Genomic DNA, 15,033 nt, shown 5'->3' on the forward strand with positions numbered 1-15,033 from the left:
GGCACGGCCGCGACACCCCACCGACGCCCGAAAGGAACCACCGCCATGACCAACCCGCTCTCCCGGGTCCAAGAGGACACCGGCCTCACCGTCACCAGCGCCACCCAAGAGGAGTGGCAGCAGATCGCCGAGTGGGCCGCGGCCGAGGGCTGGAACCCCGGCAACGGAGACGTCGCCTGCTTCCACGCCACCGACCCGGCGGGCTTCTTCATCGGCCGCATCGAAGGACGGCCCGTCTCCGCCGTCTCCATCGTCACCTACTCGGAGTCCTTCGCCTTCCTCGGCTTCTACCTGGTGCGGCCCGACCACCGCGGCCGCGGCATCGGCCTCGCGACCTGGCGCGCCGCCCTGCCGCACGCCGGCACGCGGCTGATCGGCCTCGACGCCGTCCCCGCCCAGCAGGACAACTACCGACGCTCCGGCTTCACCGCCCACTACAGCACCGTGCGGTACGGCGGCAGCCCGCTGCGCACCGGGAGCATTGCCCCCGGCGTCGTGCCCGTCACCCCCGAACTGCTGGACGCGATCGCCGCGTACGACCGCGAGTGCTTCCCCGCCGAGCGCCGCGGGTTCGTCACCCGTTGGCTCACGGCGCCCGGACACACCGCGTACGCACGGTTGAAGGACGGGCGGATCACCGGCTACGGCGCGATCCGGCCCGGCCGCGACGCCCACCGGATCGGCCCGCTCTTCGCCGACGGCCGCGAGGACGCCGAGGCGCTGTTCGACAGCCTCACCGCGCACCTCGCGGCGGACGAGCCGGTCGCGGTCGACATGCCCGAGGCGCTCGGGGACGCGACGGCGCTGGCGACCGCCCGCGGTCTGACGGCCCAGTTCCCGACCGTCCGCATGTACACCGGGCCCGCGCCCGCCGTCCGCACCGACCGGGTCTTCGGCGTCACCACCCTCGAACTGGGCTGACGCCCCGTCGTACCCGCATCCGCACCCGCGCCGGCCGTCACCCGGCCGCGGGCACGGAGGCCGGCGCCCCGTAGGGGGCCGGCGTCTGCCCGGGCGGCGACGCCGGCGGCGGAGTCACCGGCTGCTCGGGCGTCGTCGGCGCCGATGGCGGAGTCACCGGCTGCTCGGGCGTCGTCGGCGTCGACGGCGTCGACGGCGGGGTGGTGGTCGGCTGGCCGGGCGTCGACGGCGGTGCGGAGACGCAGTTCGTCGGCGTCGCCTGCCCGGCCGGGACCGAGGGGCACGTCGACGGCAGGCTCTGCGCCGGTGGGGTCGTCTTCTGGTCCTTGCTCCCGTCGGAGCCGGTGGGGCGGGTGAACCAACTGTTGCCGTTCTCGTCGTAGACGACGAGTTCGCCCAACGGTTGGGGCGCCGGCTCGATGACGACCACCTGCTGCGCTTCGTAGCCCGGCCAGGCACTGCCCGACGTCGTGTGCGTGCCCTTCAACTCGACCGGCGGCGTCAGCGGATTGCCGCAGGCGCAGCGCACCCGCGGCACGCCCACGTCGTCCACCAGCACGGCCGTACCCGCCTGGAGCACCGCCTGATAGGAGGTGGCCGACCCGTTGCGCCATCCGTGGTTGGTCACCCGGGTGTCCATCCGCAACTGCACCGGCGTCAGCGACCGCAGGTAGTCGGGCACCTTGTCCGGCGCGATGCCCTCCACGGACGCGAACGCCTTGTTCTTGTCCTGGTTGGCCGTCAGATAGCCGATCTGCTGCTCCACGTCGCAACTGGCCACGTCCTGCGTGCCCCCGTACAGCCCCGGCGTGCCGCCGGACACCGCGCGCACGGTGTTGCCGCCCTGCGGCGGAGTGCTGGGCTGCGCGGTGGCCGCGGGGGGAGTGCTCTGCTTCGCGGTGGAGTCGGTGTACGGGTCGGGGCCGGTGGCCCCCGCCGCCTGGAGGAACACCTCACTCTGCTGGCCGCCGCCCGAACCGCCCTGGAGGGTGAGGACCAAGGTCAGCGCGATCACCGCGAGCAGACCCACGACGAGCAGGACGAGCCGGGGCGTGGAGCGCCACCACGGCCGGCTGCCCTCGCCGCCGGGCTCCCCTTCGCCGAACGGGCCCCCGCCCCCGCCCCCTCCGCCACCTTCGGGCGGCTCGGGCGGGGGAGGCGCACCCCGGTCGCCCTTCGAATCCGAGAGCGGCCCGGACGGCGGGCCGGCCGGACGACGTTCGGACGTGGGGGATTCGGACGTCGGGGGTTCGGGCGTGCCGGAATCGGACGTCGGAGGTTCGGCGCTCACGGGCTCTTCCCCAGCTCAGAGGTGGTGCACACACACGACGCGGTGCTCAAGCGGCGCTAGGGCGGCGGCCCGGAAACGGGACCGGTCCGTACGTCCCCAGCCCCTCTGCGCCATTGTGTGCGCCGCTGTCGAACCATTCGCAAACGGACATCAGCCGTCGGCCTTACGCCGTCGGCCCCCTTCGACGCGCGCCGCGCCCGTCCGCTGCCTAGCGTGAGTGCGTGAGCCATCCCGCCCCCTCCGACTCCCGCGCCCACGGGCTCATCGGCCCCGCGGCCCACGGCTGGACGCAAGCCTTCCTCGCCGTGGCCGCCGCCCTGGTGACGACGCTGGTCACGGCGGCGCTCGGGCTGTGGGCCGCCGGTGCGGCAGAGCTGCCCGGCGGCGCGTTCCCCGCCGTCGTCGCCGCGGTGGCCGTGCTGGCGGTCGGCGGCACCGTGGAGCTGACGGGCGACGCGGGCCCGCTCAGCGCGACGGACGTCGAACTCACCGTGGTCCCGCTCTCCGTCACCCTCGCGGGCGCCCTCGTCCTCGCCCGCTACTTCCTCCGGCCGCTGCGCCTGCGGGCGGTCGCCGGGGCGCGGGAACTGCTCGGCTGGGCGGCCCGGCTCGGCGCGCTGTGGGCCCTCGTCCTCGTCGGGCTCGCCGCCGTCGCCCGCCACTCCTTCGACGTCACCCCCGCCGGCACCGTCGCCGACATCGCCGGCCTGCTCGGCATCTCCGCGAAGGCGGGCTTCAGCGCCGACGTGCCGCTCACCCTGCTGTACGGGCTGCTGTGGCTGGCCGCCCTGCTCGCCATCGCGCTGTTGGCCTCCCACCGGGCCCCGCTGCCCGCCCGACTGGTCCGCTTCCACGCCGCGGTCCGCCCCGCCGCACACGCCATGGTCACCCTGCTGCTGGTCTACGTGGCCGCGGCCCTCGTGGTCGCCCTGGTGGTGGCCGCGACCCGGGGACACGCCGCACAGACCATCGCGGTCGTCCTGCTCGGACTGCCCAACCTCGCCTGGCTGGGCATGCTCTTCGGGCTCGGCGCCTCCTTCGACGGCGTGGCCGAAGGGCCCTTCGGGCTGCCGATGCCCAAAGCGCTCGACGCGGTGCTGCGCACCCCCGGCGGCACCACCGTCGACCTGCGCTCGCTCGCCGCCGAGGACGGCCGCGCCTGGTGGCTGCTCGTCGTCTTCGCCGTCCTGGTGTCGGCGGCGGCCGTCGCGGCCGCGGTGCGCACGCCGGCGCCGCTGCGCGCCTGGTACCACGCCTTCCGGATGGCGGTCGCGCTGGTCCTCACCGTGCTGACGGTCAGCTTCCTGTGCCGGGTCGACGCGAGCTACGGACTGTCGCTGTTCGGCCTCGGCGACGTCGGCGGGGTGCTCGCCGCCCGGGTGCACCTGTTGCCCCACTGGGGTACGGCGCTGGGCGCGGCGGCGCTGTGGGGACTGGTCACCGGGCTGCTGGCCGGCCTGCTCGTGGCCACGCTGCGCCGCCGGTCGGGGTGATGAATCCCTGCAAGCCGACTGGAGGAGCGACCCGGGGGCGCTGGGAGTGCCCCCGTGCCCGCAGGGCACAGGGGGAGGAACTGCGCGCCAAGCCACGGACGGCCGGTGGACGCCAAGCCCGCTTCACTCGCAGGGCGCCGTCGCGCCAGTCAGGGCAGCGGCGCCCCGAGGCCGGGAAAGACCGGGCGTGCCCAAGCCGGTGGTGCCGGCGGTGCCGGCGGATGGTCGGGGTGCGCCGGCTCGGCGCGCAGGGGCACCACCCGCGACGGCGCCCGGTCGCCGCGGCTCGCCGCCGCCCGCAGCGCGGACACGAACCGTCCGCAGGTGTCGTACCGGTCGTCCGGGCTCTTCGCCAACGCCCGCGCCACCACCGCGTCCACCGCGCCCGGCAGGTCCGGGCGGCGCGCCGTCAGCGGTGGCGGCGGGTCGAACTGGTGGGCCCACAACAGGGCCATGTCGTCGTCGCGCTGGAACGGCGGCACCCCGGCCAGGATCTCGTACACCACGCAGCCGAAGCCGTACACGTCGCACCGGCCGTCCACCGGGCGTCCGGAGATCTGCTCCGGCGCCACGTAGTCGAGGGTGCCGACGAACTGGCCCACCGTGGTGAACCCGGTCAGCGAGAGCGACTTCTTCGTCAGCCCGAAGTCCGTGAGGTACGCGTGCTCGGGGTGCTCGCTGTCGGTGCCCTCCGCGACCAGCACGTTCCCCGGCTTCACGTCCCGGTGCACCAGGTCGTGGTCGTGCGCCGCATCGAGCGCGGAGGCGACCTGGGCGGCGATCCGCATCGCCTTGGGGAAGGGCAGCGGCCCCTCGCGGTTCAGCAGGGCCCGCAGGTCCTGCCCGGGGACGTAGCGCATGGCGATGTACAGCAGGCCCTCCGCCTCGCCCGCCTCGAAGACCGGCACGATGTGCGGGTGGTCGATGGCCGCCGCCACCCGCGACTCGTGGGTGAAGCGCTTGCGGAACGTGTCGTTGCGGGCGAGTTCGGGTGCGAGCAGCTTCAACGCGACGGTGCGGTCCAGCCGCAGGTCCCGGGCCCGGTACACCACCGCCATGCCGCCGCGGCCCACCTCCTCGTCGATCCGGTAGCCGGCGATGCGCCGCCCCAGCAGCTCCGACGGCCGGCCGGAGACCGGGTCGACGTCCCCGCCGGCACCCCGGTCGACGTCCCCGTCGACGTCGCCGTCCCGGGGCATCAGGGCTCACCGCCCGCCCGGGTGGGCGGATGCCCACCGGGCGCGGGGAAGCCCCCGTCGTCGGTGGGCCGGTCCTCAGCGGACCGCCGTTCACCGTTCGGGGCGCGCCCGCGCTCGTCCGCCGGCGGCGCCGAGACCGCGAAGGTGCTCAACCGGCTGCCGTCGCCGTACACCCAGCGTTCGTGCTCCGCCTCGTACAGCCACACCGACTCCCCGTCGACCACCACGCCCACGCGCACCCCGCGAGTGCGGCGCCGGAAGGTCTCGCGGTCGATCCGGCCGGCCGCGAGGTCGTCCACGGCGCTGCGGTAGCGACCGACGGCCTCCGTGGCCTTCGCCAGGTGGGGACGCTGGTCGGCCGTGCGGGTGAGGGGGCGCCCGGTGGCCGGCGGCGCCTGGGGCACGGCGACCAACAGCCGCCCGTCCACCCACGCCGACCAGCCGTTCGCACACACGATGCGGCCCCAGTCGCCCCGGCGGTCGGCCAGTTGCACCGGCAGCAGCGGATCGAGGGCGGCGGCCGGCCGGTCGTCGTCGGGGGACGCCCAGGCGGGCAGGCCGTCGGGCGGCACCACGTGGGTGGGCTCGAACGCCGGCTCCCGGGCGCTGTGGGCGTGGTCGGCGGCGCACACGGGGCTACTTCCGCATCACCGTCGGCTCCTGACGGCGCAGGAGCAGGGTGACCAGCCAGCCGTACACCACGGCCAGCACCACCATCATCCCCATGTCCAGGAGCCAGATCGACACGGAGTGCTGGAAGAGCGGGTCCGCCGTCAGGTTCCCCGGCACCAGCCGGGACAGCCCGATCGTGGAAGCCATCGCCCCCAGCGCCCACCGCGACGGCACCAGCCACGCCAGCTGCTCCACCACCAGCAGACCGTTCAGCTTCAGCAGCGCACCGCAGAACACCACCTGGACGATCGCGAGGAGCACCAGCAGCGGCATGGTGACCTCCTCCTTGCGCACCATCGCGGAGATCAGCAGCCCCAGCATCATCGCGGTGAAGGACAGCAGGGCCACCGCGAGGGTGAGCTCCACCAGCGGTGGCAGCAGCACCCCGCTGCCGCCCGGCGCGTTCAGCGACACGCCCGCGAGGCCCACGAGCGTGAGCACCACCGCCTGCAACACGGTCACCGTGCCCAGCACCACCACCTTGGACATCAAGTACGCGGTCCGCGACAACCCCACCGCCCGCTCCCGCTGGTAGATCACCCGCTCCTTCACCAACTCCCGCACCGCGTTCGCGGAGCCCGTCAGGACCCCGCCCACGCACAGGATCAGCAGCGCGTTGAGCGCGGTCTGCGCGGTGAGCGCACTGCCGGCGAGCGCCCGGGCCATCGCGCCCATCACGAACGGCAGCGCGATCATCACGACCAGGAACGTGCGGTCCGCGCTCAGTGCCCGCGCGTAGCGCCGCACCAGCGTCCACAGCTGGGCGCCCCAGCTCCGCGGCTCGATCGGCGGGGGCAACGGTTTGCCCGAAGCCCCGCCGACCGGGGCCCGCGGCTGCACCGAGGCGTCGGTGACGAAGCGACGGTGGTACGGGGAGTCGCGGTAGGCCCCCGCCCAGTCGCGGTCCCGGTCGTTCTCGAACGCCTCGAACGCCTCGGGCCACCGCTCGTGGCCGAAGAAGGCCAGCGCCTCGTCCGGCGGGCCGTAGTACGCGATCCGCCCGCCCGGCGCCAACACCAAAAGCCGGTCGCACACGTCGAGGCTCAACACGCTGTGCGTCACCACCACCACGGTCCGCCCGTCGTCGGCGAGCGAGCGCAGCATCTGCATCACCGAGCGGTCCATCCCCGGGTCGAGACCGGAGGTGGGCTCGTCCAAGAAGAGCAGCGACGGCTTGGTCAACAGCTCCAGCGCGACGCTGACGCGCTTGCGCTGGCCGCCGGAGAGCGAGTGCACGTGCTGGTCAGCGCGGTCTTGCAAGCCCAGCTCGCGCATCACGTCGGCGACCCGCTCGCGCCGCTCGGCGGGCGCAGCGTCCTGCGGAAAGCGCAACTCGGCCGCGTATCCGAGGGCCGCCCGCACGGTCAGATGGGTGTGCAGGATGTCGTCCTGCGGGACGAGCCCGATGCGTCGCCGCAGCTCCGCGAAGTCGTGGTAGAGGTCCCGGCCGTCGTACCAGACCGTGCCGCGGTCGGCGGGCCGCAGCCCGGTCAGCGCGTTGAGCAGGGTCGACTTGCCCGCGCCGCTCGGTCCGACCACCGCGAGCAGACACTTCTCGCCGACCGGGAACGACACCGCGTCGAGCAGCGTCTTGCGGCCCCGGTCGACGGTGACGGTCAGGTCCTGCACGTCGAGGCCGACCTCGCCGGTGTCCACGTACTCCCGCAGCTCCGCACCGATGAGGCAGAAGGCGGAGTGCCCGATGCCGACCACGTCACCGGGCCCCACGACAGCGGCGTCGACCGGTTCGCCGTTGAGGAACGTGCCGTTGTGCGAATCGAGGTCGACGATCTCGTACGTCCCGTCGGGGCGGGTGCGCAGCTCCGCGTGGTGGCGCGAGACCGTCAGGTCGTGCACCTGGAGGTCGTTGTCCGTGGAGCGCCCGATGCGGACCGTGCGCGCCGGCAGCCGGTGCACCGACGTCGGCGCGCGGAACGTGTGGGTGGCGCCCGGCACCGCCACCGGCAGCGGCCCGCGCGGCACGGGGCCGCCCAGCACCACCGCGCGCGGGCCGTCCGCCGCGCTGCCGAACCGCAGCTCGCTGCCCGGGCCCACCTCCCAGGACCGCACCCGCGCACCGTCGGCGAACGTGCCGTTGGTGCTCTGCTCGTCCTCCACGGTCCAGTGGTCGCCCTCGGTCCGCAGCACCGCGTGGTGCCACGAGACGCGCTCGTCGTCGATGACGATGTCGCTCAGTGGGTCGCGCCCGACGTGGTACTCCCGGCTCGGGCTCAGCACCGTGGAACCTCGGTCCGTTTCGATGACGAGCTCGGGGGCGGCGGGCGCGACGGGGCGCTCAGCCATGCCTCGATTCTATCGGCGCACCCCCCGCCGCGCCCGTGGGCGCCCCTGCAGGACCTTCAGGCCCGCAGATACGCGAGGCCCGGATGGGCCGCGGTGTACGCGTCCACCAGCCGCCGGGCCGCCGCCACCGAGTCGACCAGCGGATGCAGGGCGAACGCCGCCACCGCGCGGGCCCGCGAGCCGGTCGCCGCGGCCGCCAGCACCTCGCGCTCCACCGCCTTCACCGCACCCACCAGGGCTGCGGCGTGAGCGGGCAGCGGGGCCGCAGCGAGCGGGTGCGCACCGTTCGCGTCCACCGTGCAGGGCACCTCCACCACCGCGTCCGCGTCCAGCAGCCCCAGGGCGCCCCGGTTGCGCACGTTGAGGATCAAGGTGGTGCGGCGGTCGTGGGCGATGGCGTGCATCAGGGCGAGGGCGACCTGCTCGTACCCACCGGACTCCAGGTCCGCCCCGTCGCGCTCGCCCGCGCCCGCCGCCTCGCGGTTGTGCGCCATGTACGTGGCCTCGCGCTCGGCGCGGGTGCGGTCCCAGGTCGCCAGCGCCGGGGCGTCGGCGCGCGCCATCCGAGCGTAGAACCGGGCCTGTTGAGCGTCGAGGAAGGCGCCGCGGGTCTGCTCGGCCTCCCGGTAGGCCCGCACCGTCTCCCGGTTGAAGTAGTAGTAGTGCAGGTACTCGTTGGGGACCGCGCCCAGGGTCGCGAGCCACTCGGGGCCGAAGAGCTTGCCCTCCTCGAAGGAGCCGAGCAGGTCGGCGTCGGCGAGCAGCCGGGGCAGGACGTCCTCGCCGCCCGCCCGCACCCCGCGCAGCCAACCCAGGTGGTTCAGCCCCGCGTAGTCGAAGAACGCGGTGTCCGGATCGACGCCCAGCACCCGGGCCACCCGACGCCCCAGCCCCACCGGCGAGTCGCAGATCCCGATCACCCGCCCGCCGAGGTGAGCGGCCATCGCCTCGGTCACCAGGCCCGCCGGATTGGTGAAGTTGATGACCCAGGCGTCGGGCGCGAGGGCCGCGATCCGCCGGGCGACCTCCTCCACCACCGGGACCGTGCGCAGCCCGTACGCGATGCCGCCGGCGCCCACCGTCTCCTGGCCGAGCACCCCCTCCGCCAGTGCGATCCGTTCGTCCGCCGCCCGACCGGAAAGCCCCCCGACCCGGATCGCGGAGAACACGAAGTCCGCGCCCCGCAGCGCCTCGTCGAGGTCACGGGTCACCGACACCGCGGGCGCGTCGGGCACCCCGGCCGCCTGGTCGGCGAGGACCCGCGCGATGGCCGAGAGCCGGCCGGCGTCCAGGTCGTGCAGGACCACCTCGGTGACCCGCCCCGCGCCGCGGTCGGCGAGCAGCGCCCCGTACACCAACGGCATCCGGAAACCCCCGCCGCCGAGGACCGTGAGCCTCATGCCGCAACCACCCTTCCTACTGCGCGTCGCCGCGCTCGCTGTGGCCGATGAGATAGGCCAGGTCCGGGTAGTCGACCACGAAACCGTCCCCGTCGACCTCGATGTCCCGACGGAAGTCCCCGGAGGCGTACCGCAGCAGAGCGCCGCCGTCCTCCGTCGGCTCCAGCCGGGTGTAGGTCTGCGCGGACGGGGAGACCGTCAGATCCGGCACCGACACCCACGCCATCCGGAACTCCCGCTCGACGCCCGCCCCGTCGGGGCGGTGCAGCCCGTGCCGCAGCACGGGCATGGTGTTCGTCAGCGGGCACAGCCCGAGGTCGCAGTCGAGCGCGCCGTCGAGGTCCGGACGGCGGGTGCCGTCGACGCTCCAGCGGCCGTCGTCGTCGCGCGCCAGCACCACGGTGCGCACCCCCTCCGCGGACTCCGCCGTCACCGTCAGCTCACGGGTCACGAAGGCGTCGCCGGTGCGCAGCACGTAGGAGATCCAGTACGGCTCGGGGGAGATGCCCACGGCCCGCCCGCGGGCTGTCAAGGAGCCTTCCGCCACGGTGACCCAGGCGGTCTCGTACCCCTGGTTGTCCACGACTTCCCAGGTCAGCACATGTGAGGTGGTCATGTGCCCAGACTAACGAGCCCACGGCCGCAGCCGGCGGTGTCAGCGGGGGCGCTCGAAGGCATCGAGGATCTGCTGCGCCGCCCGGGTGGCCGTGAGCGTGCCGTCGCGCACGCCGCGCTCCACGTCGGGGACGAGTTCCCGTACGGCCGGGTGGCCGTGCAGCCGCTCGGTCAGCGCGTCGTGCACCATCGACCACGCCCAGTCGACCTGCTGGTCCCGGCGCTTGGCGGAGAGCCGGCCGGTGGACGACAACAGCGCCCGGTGCTGCTCGACCCGCTCCCACACGGCGTCCAGACCGGTGGACGCACGGGCGCTACAGGACAGCACCGGCACCGTCCAGGCGGCGTCCGCCGGACGCATCAGCCGCAGCGCGCCGGCGAGTTCGCGGGCCGCGGAACGGGCGTCGCGCTCGTGCGGCCCGTCCGCCTTGTTCACCGCGATCACGTCGGCCAACTCCAGGACGCCCTTCTTGATGCCCTGGAGCTGGTCCCCGGTCCTGGCGAGCGTGAGCAGCAGGAAGGTGTCGACCATGTGGGCGACGGCGGCCTCGGACTGGCCGACGCCCACGGTCTCCACGAGCACCACGTCGTACCCCGCGGCCTCCATCACCACCATCGTCTCGCGGGTCGCCCGCGCCACCCCGCCGAGGGTGCCCGCCGACGGCGAGGGGCGGACGAACGCGGCGGGGTCCGTGGCCAGCCGCTCCATCCGCGTCTTGTCGCCGAGGATGGACCCCCCGGTGCGGGTCGACGAAGGGTCGACGGCGAGCACGGCCACCCGGTGGCCGAGCCCGGTGAGCATCGTGCCCAGGGCGTCGATGAACGTCGACTTGCCGACGCCCGGCACCCCGCTGATGCCGATCCGGCTGGCCGTGCCGGTGTCCGGCAGCAGCTCGGTGAGCAGCTCCTGGGCGAGCGCGCGGTGATCGGGCCGGCGGGACTCCACGAGGGTCACCGCCCGCGCCACGTACGCCCGCGACCCGGACCGCACCCCCTTCACGTAGGCGTCGAGATCGATCTTCACTGGCTTCACGGGCATCCCGTCGCGGCCTACGCGGCGTGGCCGAGCGCGGCGGACAACTTCTCGACCAGGTCGCGCGCGGCGTCCGGGATCACCGTGCCGGGCGGGAACACCGCCGCGGCCCCCGCCTCGTGCAGCGTCTGCACGTCCTGCGGCGGAATCACCCCACCGACCACGATCATGATGTCCTCCCGTCCTTCGGCCGCCAACTCCGCCCGGAGCGCGGGCACCAGCGTGAGATGACCCGCGGCCAGCGAGGAGACGCCGACGATGTGCACGTCCGCCTCCACCGCCTGCCGCGCCACCTCGGCCGGCGTCTGGAACAGCGGGCCCACGTCCACGTCGAAACCGAGGTCGGCGAAGGCGGTGGCGATCACCTTCTGCCCCCGGTCGTGCCCGTCCTGGCCCATCTTGGCCACCAGGATGCGCGGCCGACGGCCCTCCGACTCCTCGAACCGGGCCACCTGCGCCCGGGTGCGCGCCACCGACGGGGAACCGTCCACTTCGCCTCGATACACACCGGAGATGGTACGGATCTGTCCGGCGTGCCGTCCGTACACGCTCTCCAAGGCGTCCGAGATCTCCCCGACGGTCGCCTTGGCGCGCGCCGCGTCCACCGCGAGCGCCAGCAGATTGCCCTCCAGGCCGGCCCCGCCGCTGCCGCCCGCCGCCGCGGTCAGCGCCCGCAGGGCGTCCTGGCAGACGGCCTCGTCGCGCTCCGCCCGCAGCCGCCGCAGCTTCTCGATCTGCTGGGTGCGCACCGCGGAGTTGTCGACCTTCAGCACCTCGATCTGCTCGTCGGAGGCGACCCGGTACTTGTTCACGCCCACCACGGGCTGTCGACCGGAGTCGATCCACGCCTGGGTGCGCGCGGCGGCCTCCTCGACCCGCAGCTTCGGGATGCCCGCGTCGATGGCCTGCGCCATGCCGCCCGCCTGCTCGATCTCCTCGATGTGCTGCCAGGCCCGGCGCGCCAGGTCGTGGGTGAGGCGCTCGACGTACGCGCTGCCGCCCCACGGGTCGATGACCCGGGTGGTACCGGACTCCTGCTGGAGCAGGAGTTGGGTGTTGCGGGCGATCCGGGCGGAGAAGTCCGTCGGCAGCGCCAGCGCCTCGTCCAGCGCGTTGGTGTGCAGCGACTGGGTGTGCCCCTGCGTCGCCGCCATCGCCTCCACGCAGGTGCGGGTCACGTTGTTGAAGACGTCCTGGGCCGTCAGCGACCAGCCCGAGGTCTGCGAGTGGGTGCGCAGCGACAGCGACTTGGGGTTCTTCGGGTCGAAGGTGCGCACCAGCTTCGCCCACAGCAGGCGCGCCGCCCGCAACTTGGCGACCTCCATGAAGAAGTTCATCCCGATCGCCCAGAAGAACGACAGCCGGGGCGCGAACGCGTCCACGTCCAACCCGGCGCCGATGCCCGCGCGCAGGTACTCCATGCCGTCCGCGAGGGTGTACGCCAACTCCAGGTCGGCCGTCGCCCCGGCCTCCTGTATGTGGTAGCCGGAGATGGAGATGGAGTTGTAGCGCGGCATCCGCTGGGAGGTGAAGGCGAAGATGTCGGAGATGATCCGCATCGAGGGGCCCGGCGGATAGATGTAGGTGTTGCGGACCATGAACTCCTTGAGGATGTCGTTCTGAATGGTCCCGGCCAGCTTCTCGGGCGGTACGCCCTGCTCCTCGGCGGCCACGATGTACAGCGCCAGCACCGGCAGCACCGCACCGTTCATCGTCATCGACACGCTCATCCGGTCCAGCGGGATGCCGTCGAAGAGTTGGCGCATGTCGTAGATCGAGTCGATCGCCACCCCCGCCATGCCCACGTCGCCGGTGACGCGCGGGTGGTCGGAGTCGTAGCCGCGGTGCGTCGGCAGGTCGAAGGCGACCGACAGGCCCTTTTGACCGGCCGCCAGATTGCGCCGGTAGAAGGCGTTGGACTCCTCCGCGGTGGAGAACCCGGCGTACTGGCGGATCGTCCACGGCTGGTTGACGTACATCGTCGGGTACGGGCCGCGCAGGTACGGCGCGACGCCGGGGAAGGTGCCCAGGAAGTCCAGCCCGGCGAGGTCGTCCGCGGTGTACAGCGGCTTGACCCCGATGCCCTCCGGCGTCTGCCACACCAGGTCTTCGGCGGCGAGGCCGGTGGACTCCTTGACCGCGGAGCGCCACTGGTCGTCGGAGCCGGTGACGGCGCCCGGGCCCAGGGGGATCCGGGTGAAGTCGGGGATGGTCATCACGCCACTCCGATCAGGTTCAGGGCACGGTTGAGGGTGTCGACGGCGTTGCCGCCCAGGGAGACGAACTCGTCCACCCCGGCCTGCTCCAGGGCTTCGCGCAGTTCGCCGGGGCGGCCGGCGAGGTAGACGCGGCGGGCGCCGGCGTCCTTCAACGCCCGTGCCACCTCGGCCGCGTGCTCGGCGTAGAGCGCGTCGCTGGAGCAGATGCAGGCCAACTCCGCGCCGCTGGCGGCGAACGCGGCGCCGGCCGTGGCCGCGTCGACGGTGACCGGGTCGTGGAGGGCCGCGACGCCGCCCGCCTGGAACAGGTTGGTGGCGAAGGCGGCGCGCGCGGTGTGCACGGACGCCGGGCCGAGGGCGGCGATGAACACCCGGGGCCGGGCGCCGGTGGCGGCCAGGTGCGCGTCGGAGCGGGCGCGCAGCGCTTCGAAGTCCTCGTCGCGCCGCACCCGCGGCAGTCCGCCCGTCGCCGGCGCGGGCGCCGGGTCGCGCTCCACGGGGGCCTGGTCGAGCAGCGGGAACTCGCTGACGCCGGTGATCGGTTCGCGGCGCTTGGCGATCTTGCCGCGGCGCCCGCGCCAGGTCGCGTCGATCCGCTCGGCCACCAGCCCGGAGCGGAGCGCGGCGAGTTGACCGCCGGCGCCCTCGATCTCCTGGAACCACTCCCAGGCGGCGTGTGCGAGTTCGTCGGTGAGCTGTTCCACGTACCAGGAGCCGCCCGCCGGGTCGATGACCCGGGCCACGTGCGACTCCTCCACGAGCACCGTGGAGGTGTTGCGGGCGATCCGACGGGAGAAGGCGTCCGGCAGACCGAGCGCGTGGTCGAAGGGGAGCACGGTCACCGCGTCCGCGCCGCCCACGCCCGCGGCGAGGGAGGCGACCGTGGTCCGCAGCATGTTCACCCACGGGTCGCGCCGGGTCATCATCACCGACGAGGTCACCGCGTGCTGCCGCTGGGCGCCCGCCCCGGCCGCCCCGCACGCCTCGGCGACCCGCGCCCAGGTGCGTCGGGCCGCGCGCAGTTTGGCGATGGTCAGGAACTGGTCGGCGGTGGCCGCGTACCGGAACTCCAACTGGCCGAGGGCCGCCGCCACCGGCAGCCCCGCTGCGGTCAACTCGCGCAGCGCCGCCAGGCCGCTCGCCAGCGAACAGCCCAGCTCCTGCGCGGCGGACGCGCCCGCGTCGTGGTACGGCAGGGCGTCCACGGTCAGGGCGCGCAGCGCGGGGCGGTGCTCGTGGCAGCGCAGGGCCAGCGCGCCGGCCGCGGCGAAGGCGTCCGCCGCCCCGTCGTACGCACCCGTGCGCGCGGCGTGCCCGAGCGGGTCGGCGCCCAGGTTCCCCCCGGGCGGGCTGACGCCCTGCTCGTCGAAGAGGTCCAGCAGCGCCCGGGCGGCGTCGTCGAACGCCTCCCCGGCGTCCAGGACGACGGGCGCGAGGTCCAGCAGCACCCCGTCCAGGGCGGTGGGGAGGGCGGTGACCGGGACGCCGGACGCGCCGACGGCCAGCCAGAGGGAGGTGACCCCGTGCTCCAGGTCGGCGAGGACGGCCTCGTTGGTCGCGGCCGGGTCGGGGCGGTCGTGCCGCTGGCGCACGTCCCATCCGGACGTCGCGCCGCCGTCGGGGGTGCCGCCGCGGGTGAAGGGCGCGAAGCCGGGGAACCCGGCGCCTTCGGGGCTGTGGTCCGCGGTGTACAGCGGGCGGGTGGCGAGGTGCTCCTCCACCGCCGTGGCCAGTGCGTCTTCCGCAGTTTCGGGCGGCACGTCCTTGCCCGTCTTGCGCAGCACGCCGGCGACCAACTGCTGCCATTGCGCGTGCGTGGCGTCCGGGAATTCGGAGGCGAGGGCGAACCCGTCGTCGGGAAGCACGGTCATGCTCGGATGCTAGGC

General features: G+C 74.1%; 11 protein-coding genes. 2 read left to right on the forward strand and 9 right to left on the reverse strand.

From position 1 onward, the window contains the following. The first annotated feature begins 45 nt into the window (after positions 1-45). Entirely contained in the window at positions 46-921 is an 876-nt protein-coding gene (locus ACH4E8_RS30735) for a GNAT family N-acetyltransferase (protein WP_398454488.1), read from the forward strand. Positions 922-958: 37 nt separating this feature from the next. On the opposite strand, the gene ACH4E8_RS30740 is transcribed toward ACH4E8_RS30735, so the two are convergent. Beyond that, complete coding sequence (locus tag ACH4E8_RS30740) at positions 959-2,212, reverse strand: DUF6777 domain-containing protein (protein ID WP_398454491.1); 1,254 nt, start codon at positions 2,210-2,212, stop codon at positions 959-961. A 221-nt stretch (positions 2,213-2,433) separates the two neighbouring features. On the opposite strand from ACH4E8_RS30740, the gene ACH4E8_RS30745 reads away from it, so the two are divergent. Next, on the forward strand, positions 2,434-3,705 hold the full coding sequence (locus tag ACH4E8_RS30745) for a streptophobe family protein (RefSeq protein WP_398454493.1): 1,272 nt from the start codon (positions 2,434-2,436) through the stop codon (positions 3,703-3,705). 149 nt (positions 3,706-3,854) lie between these two features. On the opposite strand, the gene ACH4E8_RS30750 is transcribed toward ACH4E8_RS30745, so the two are convergent. From ACH4E8_RS30750 to ACH4E8_RS30785, 8 genes are read right to left on the reverse strand one after another with little or no spacing between them, the layout of a single operon-like run. Next, positions 3,855-4,904, reverse strand: a complete 1,050-nt coding sequence (locus tag ACH4E8_RS30750; RefSeq protein ID WP_398454495.1) for a serine/threonine-protein kinase — start codon at positions 4,902-4,904, stop codon at positions 3,855-3,857. Beyond that, entirely contained in the window at positions 4,904-5,536 is a 633-nt protein-coding gene (locus tag ACH4E8_RS30755; RefSeq protein WP_398454498.1) for a hypothetical protein, read from the reverse strand. The genes ACH4E8_RS30750 and ACH4E8_RS30755 overlap by 1 nt, the downstream gene beginning before the upstream one ends. Before the next feature lie 4 nt (positions 5,537-5,540). Further along, positions 5,541-7,880, reverse strand: a complete 2,340-nt coding sequence (locus ACH4E8_RS30760) for an FHA domain-containing protein (RefSeq protein ID WP_398454500.1) — start codon at positions 7,878-7,880, stop codon at positions 5,541-5,543. A gap of 56 nt (positions 7,881-7,936) precedes the next feature. Next, positions 7,937-9,280 (reverse strand): 6-phospho-beta-glucosidase, encoded by a 1,344-nt coding sequence (locus tag ACH4E8_RS30765; protein ID WP_398454503.1) that lies wholly within the window; start codon positions 9,278-9,280, stop codon positions 7,937-7,939. Between the two features lie 16 nt (positions 9,281-9,296). Beyond that, complete coding sequence (locus tag ACH4E8_RS30770) at positions 9,297-9,896, reverse strand: putative glycolipid-binding domain-containing protein (RefSeq protein WP_398454506.1); 600 nt, start codon at positions 9,894-9,896, stop codon at positions 9,297-9,299. A 39-nt stretch (positions 9,897-9,935) separates the two neighbouring features. Beyond that, positions 9,936-10,934: a methylmalonyl Co-A mutase-associated GTPase MeaB gene (gene meaB, locus ACH4E8_RS30775; protein WP_398454509.1), complete on the reverse strand. Its 999-nt coding sequence runs from the start codon at positions 10,932-10,934 to the stop codon at positions 9,936-9,938. Between the two features lie 11 nt (positions 10,935-10,945). Further along, a complete protein-coding gene (gene scpA / locus ACH4E8_RS30780; RefSeq protein WP_398454511.1) occupies positions 10,946-13,144 on the reverse strand; it encodes a methylmalonyl-CoA mutase in 2,199 nt (732 codons plus the stop codon). Further along, positions 13,144-15,018, reverse strand: a complete 1,875-nt coding sequence (locus ACH4E8_RS30785; protein ID WP_398454513.1) for a methylmalonyl-CoA mutase family protein — start codon at positions 15,016-15,018, stop codon at positions 13,144-13,146. Before ACH4E8_RS30785 ends, scpA begins: the two co-directional genes overlap by 1 nt. Positions 15,019-15,033: the final 15 nt, after the last annotated feature.

The organism is Streptomyces sp. NPDC017979 (genome assembly GCF_044328175.1).
Lineage (GTDB): Bacteria > Actinomycetota > Actinomycetes > Streptomycetales > Streptomycetaceae > Streptomyces.

What these genes read in the sequence shown, in the direction of transcription:
- ACH4E8_RS30770 (WP_398454506.1), bottom strand. Translation starts at nt 9,896, where the DNA reads ATGACCACCTCACATGTGCTGACCTGGGAAGTCGTGGACAACCAGGGG.
- meaB (WP_398454509.1), bottom strand. Translation starts at nt 10,934, where the DNA reads ATGCCCGTGAAGCCAGTGAAGATCGATCTCGACGCCTACGTGAAGGGG.
- ACH4E8_RS30750 (WP_398454495.1), bottom strand. Translation starts at nt 4,904, where the DNA reads ATGCCCCGGGACGGCGACGTCGACGGGGACGTCGACCGGGGTGCCGGC.
- ACH4E8_RS30765 (WP_398454503.1), bottom strand. Translation starts at nt 9,280, where the DNA reads ATGAGGCTCACGGTCCTCGGCGGCGGGGGTTTCCGGATGCCGTTGGTG.
- ACH4E8_RS30785 (WP_398454513.1), bottom strand. Translation starts at nt 15,018, where the DNA reads ATGACCGTGCTTCCCGACGACGGGTTCGCCCTCGCCTCCGAATTCCCG.
- ACH4E8_RS30735 (WP_398454488.1), top strand. Translation starts at nt 46, where the DNA reads ATGACCAACCCGCTCTCCCGGGTCCAAGAGGACACCGGCCTCACCGTC.
- scpA (WP_398454511.1), bottom strand. Translation starts at nt 13,144, where the DNA reads ATGACCATCCCCGACTTCACCCGGATCCCCCTGGGCCCGGGCGCCGTC.
- ACH4E8_RS30760 (WP_398454500.1), bottom strand. Translation starts at nt 7,880, where the DNA reads ATGGCTGAGCGCCCCGTCGCGCCCGCCGCCCCCGAGCTCGTCATCGAA.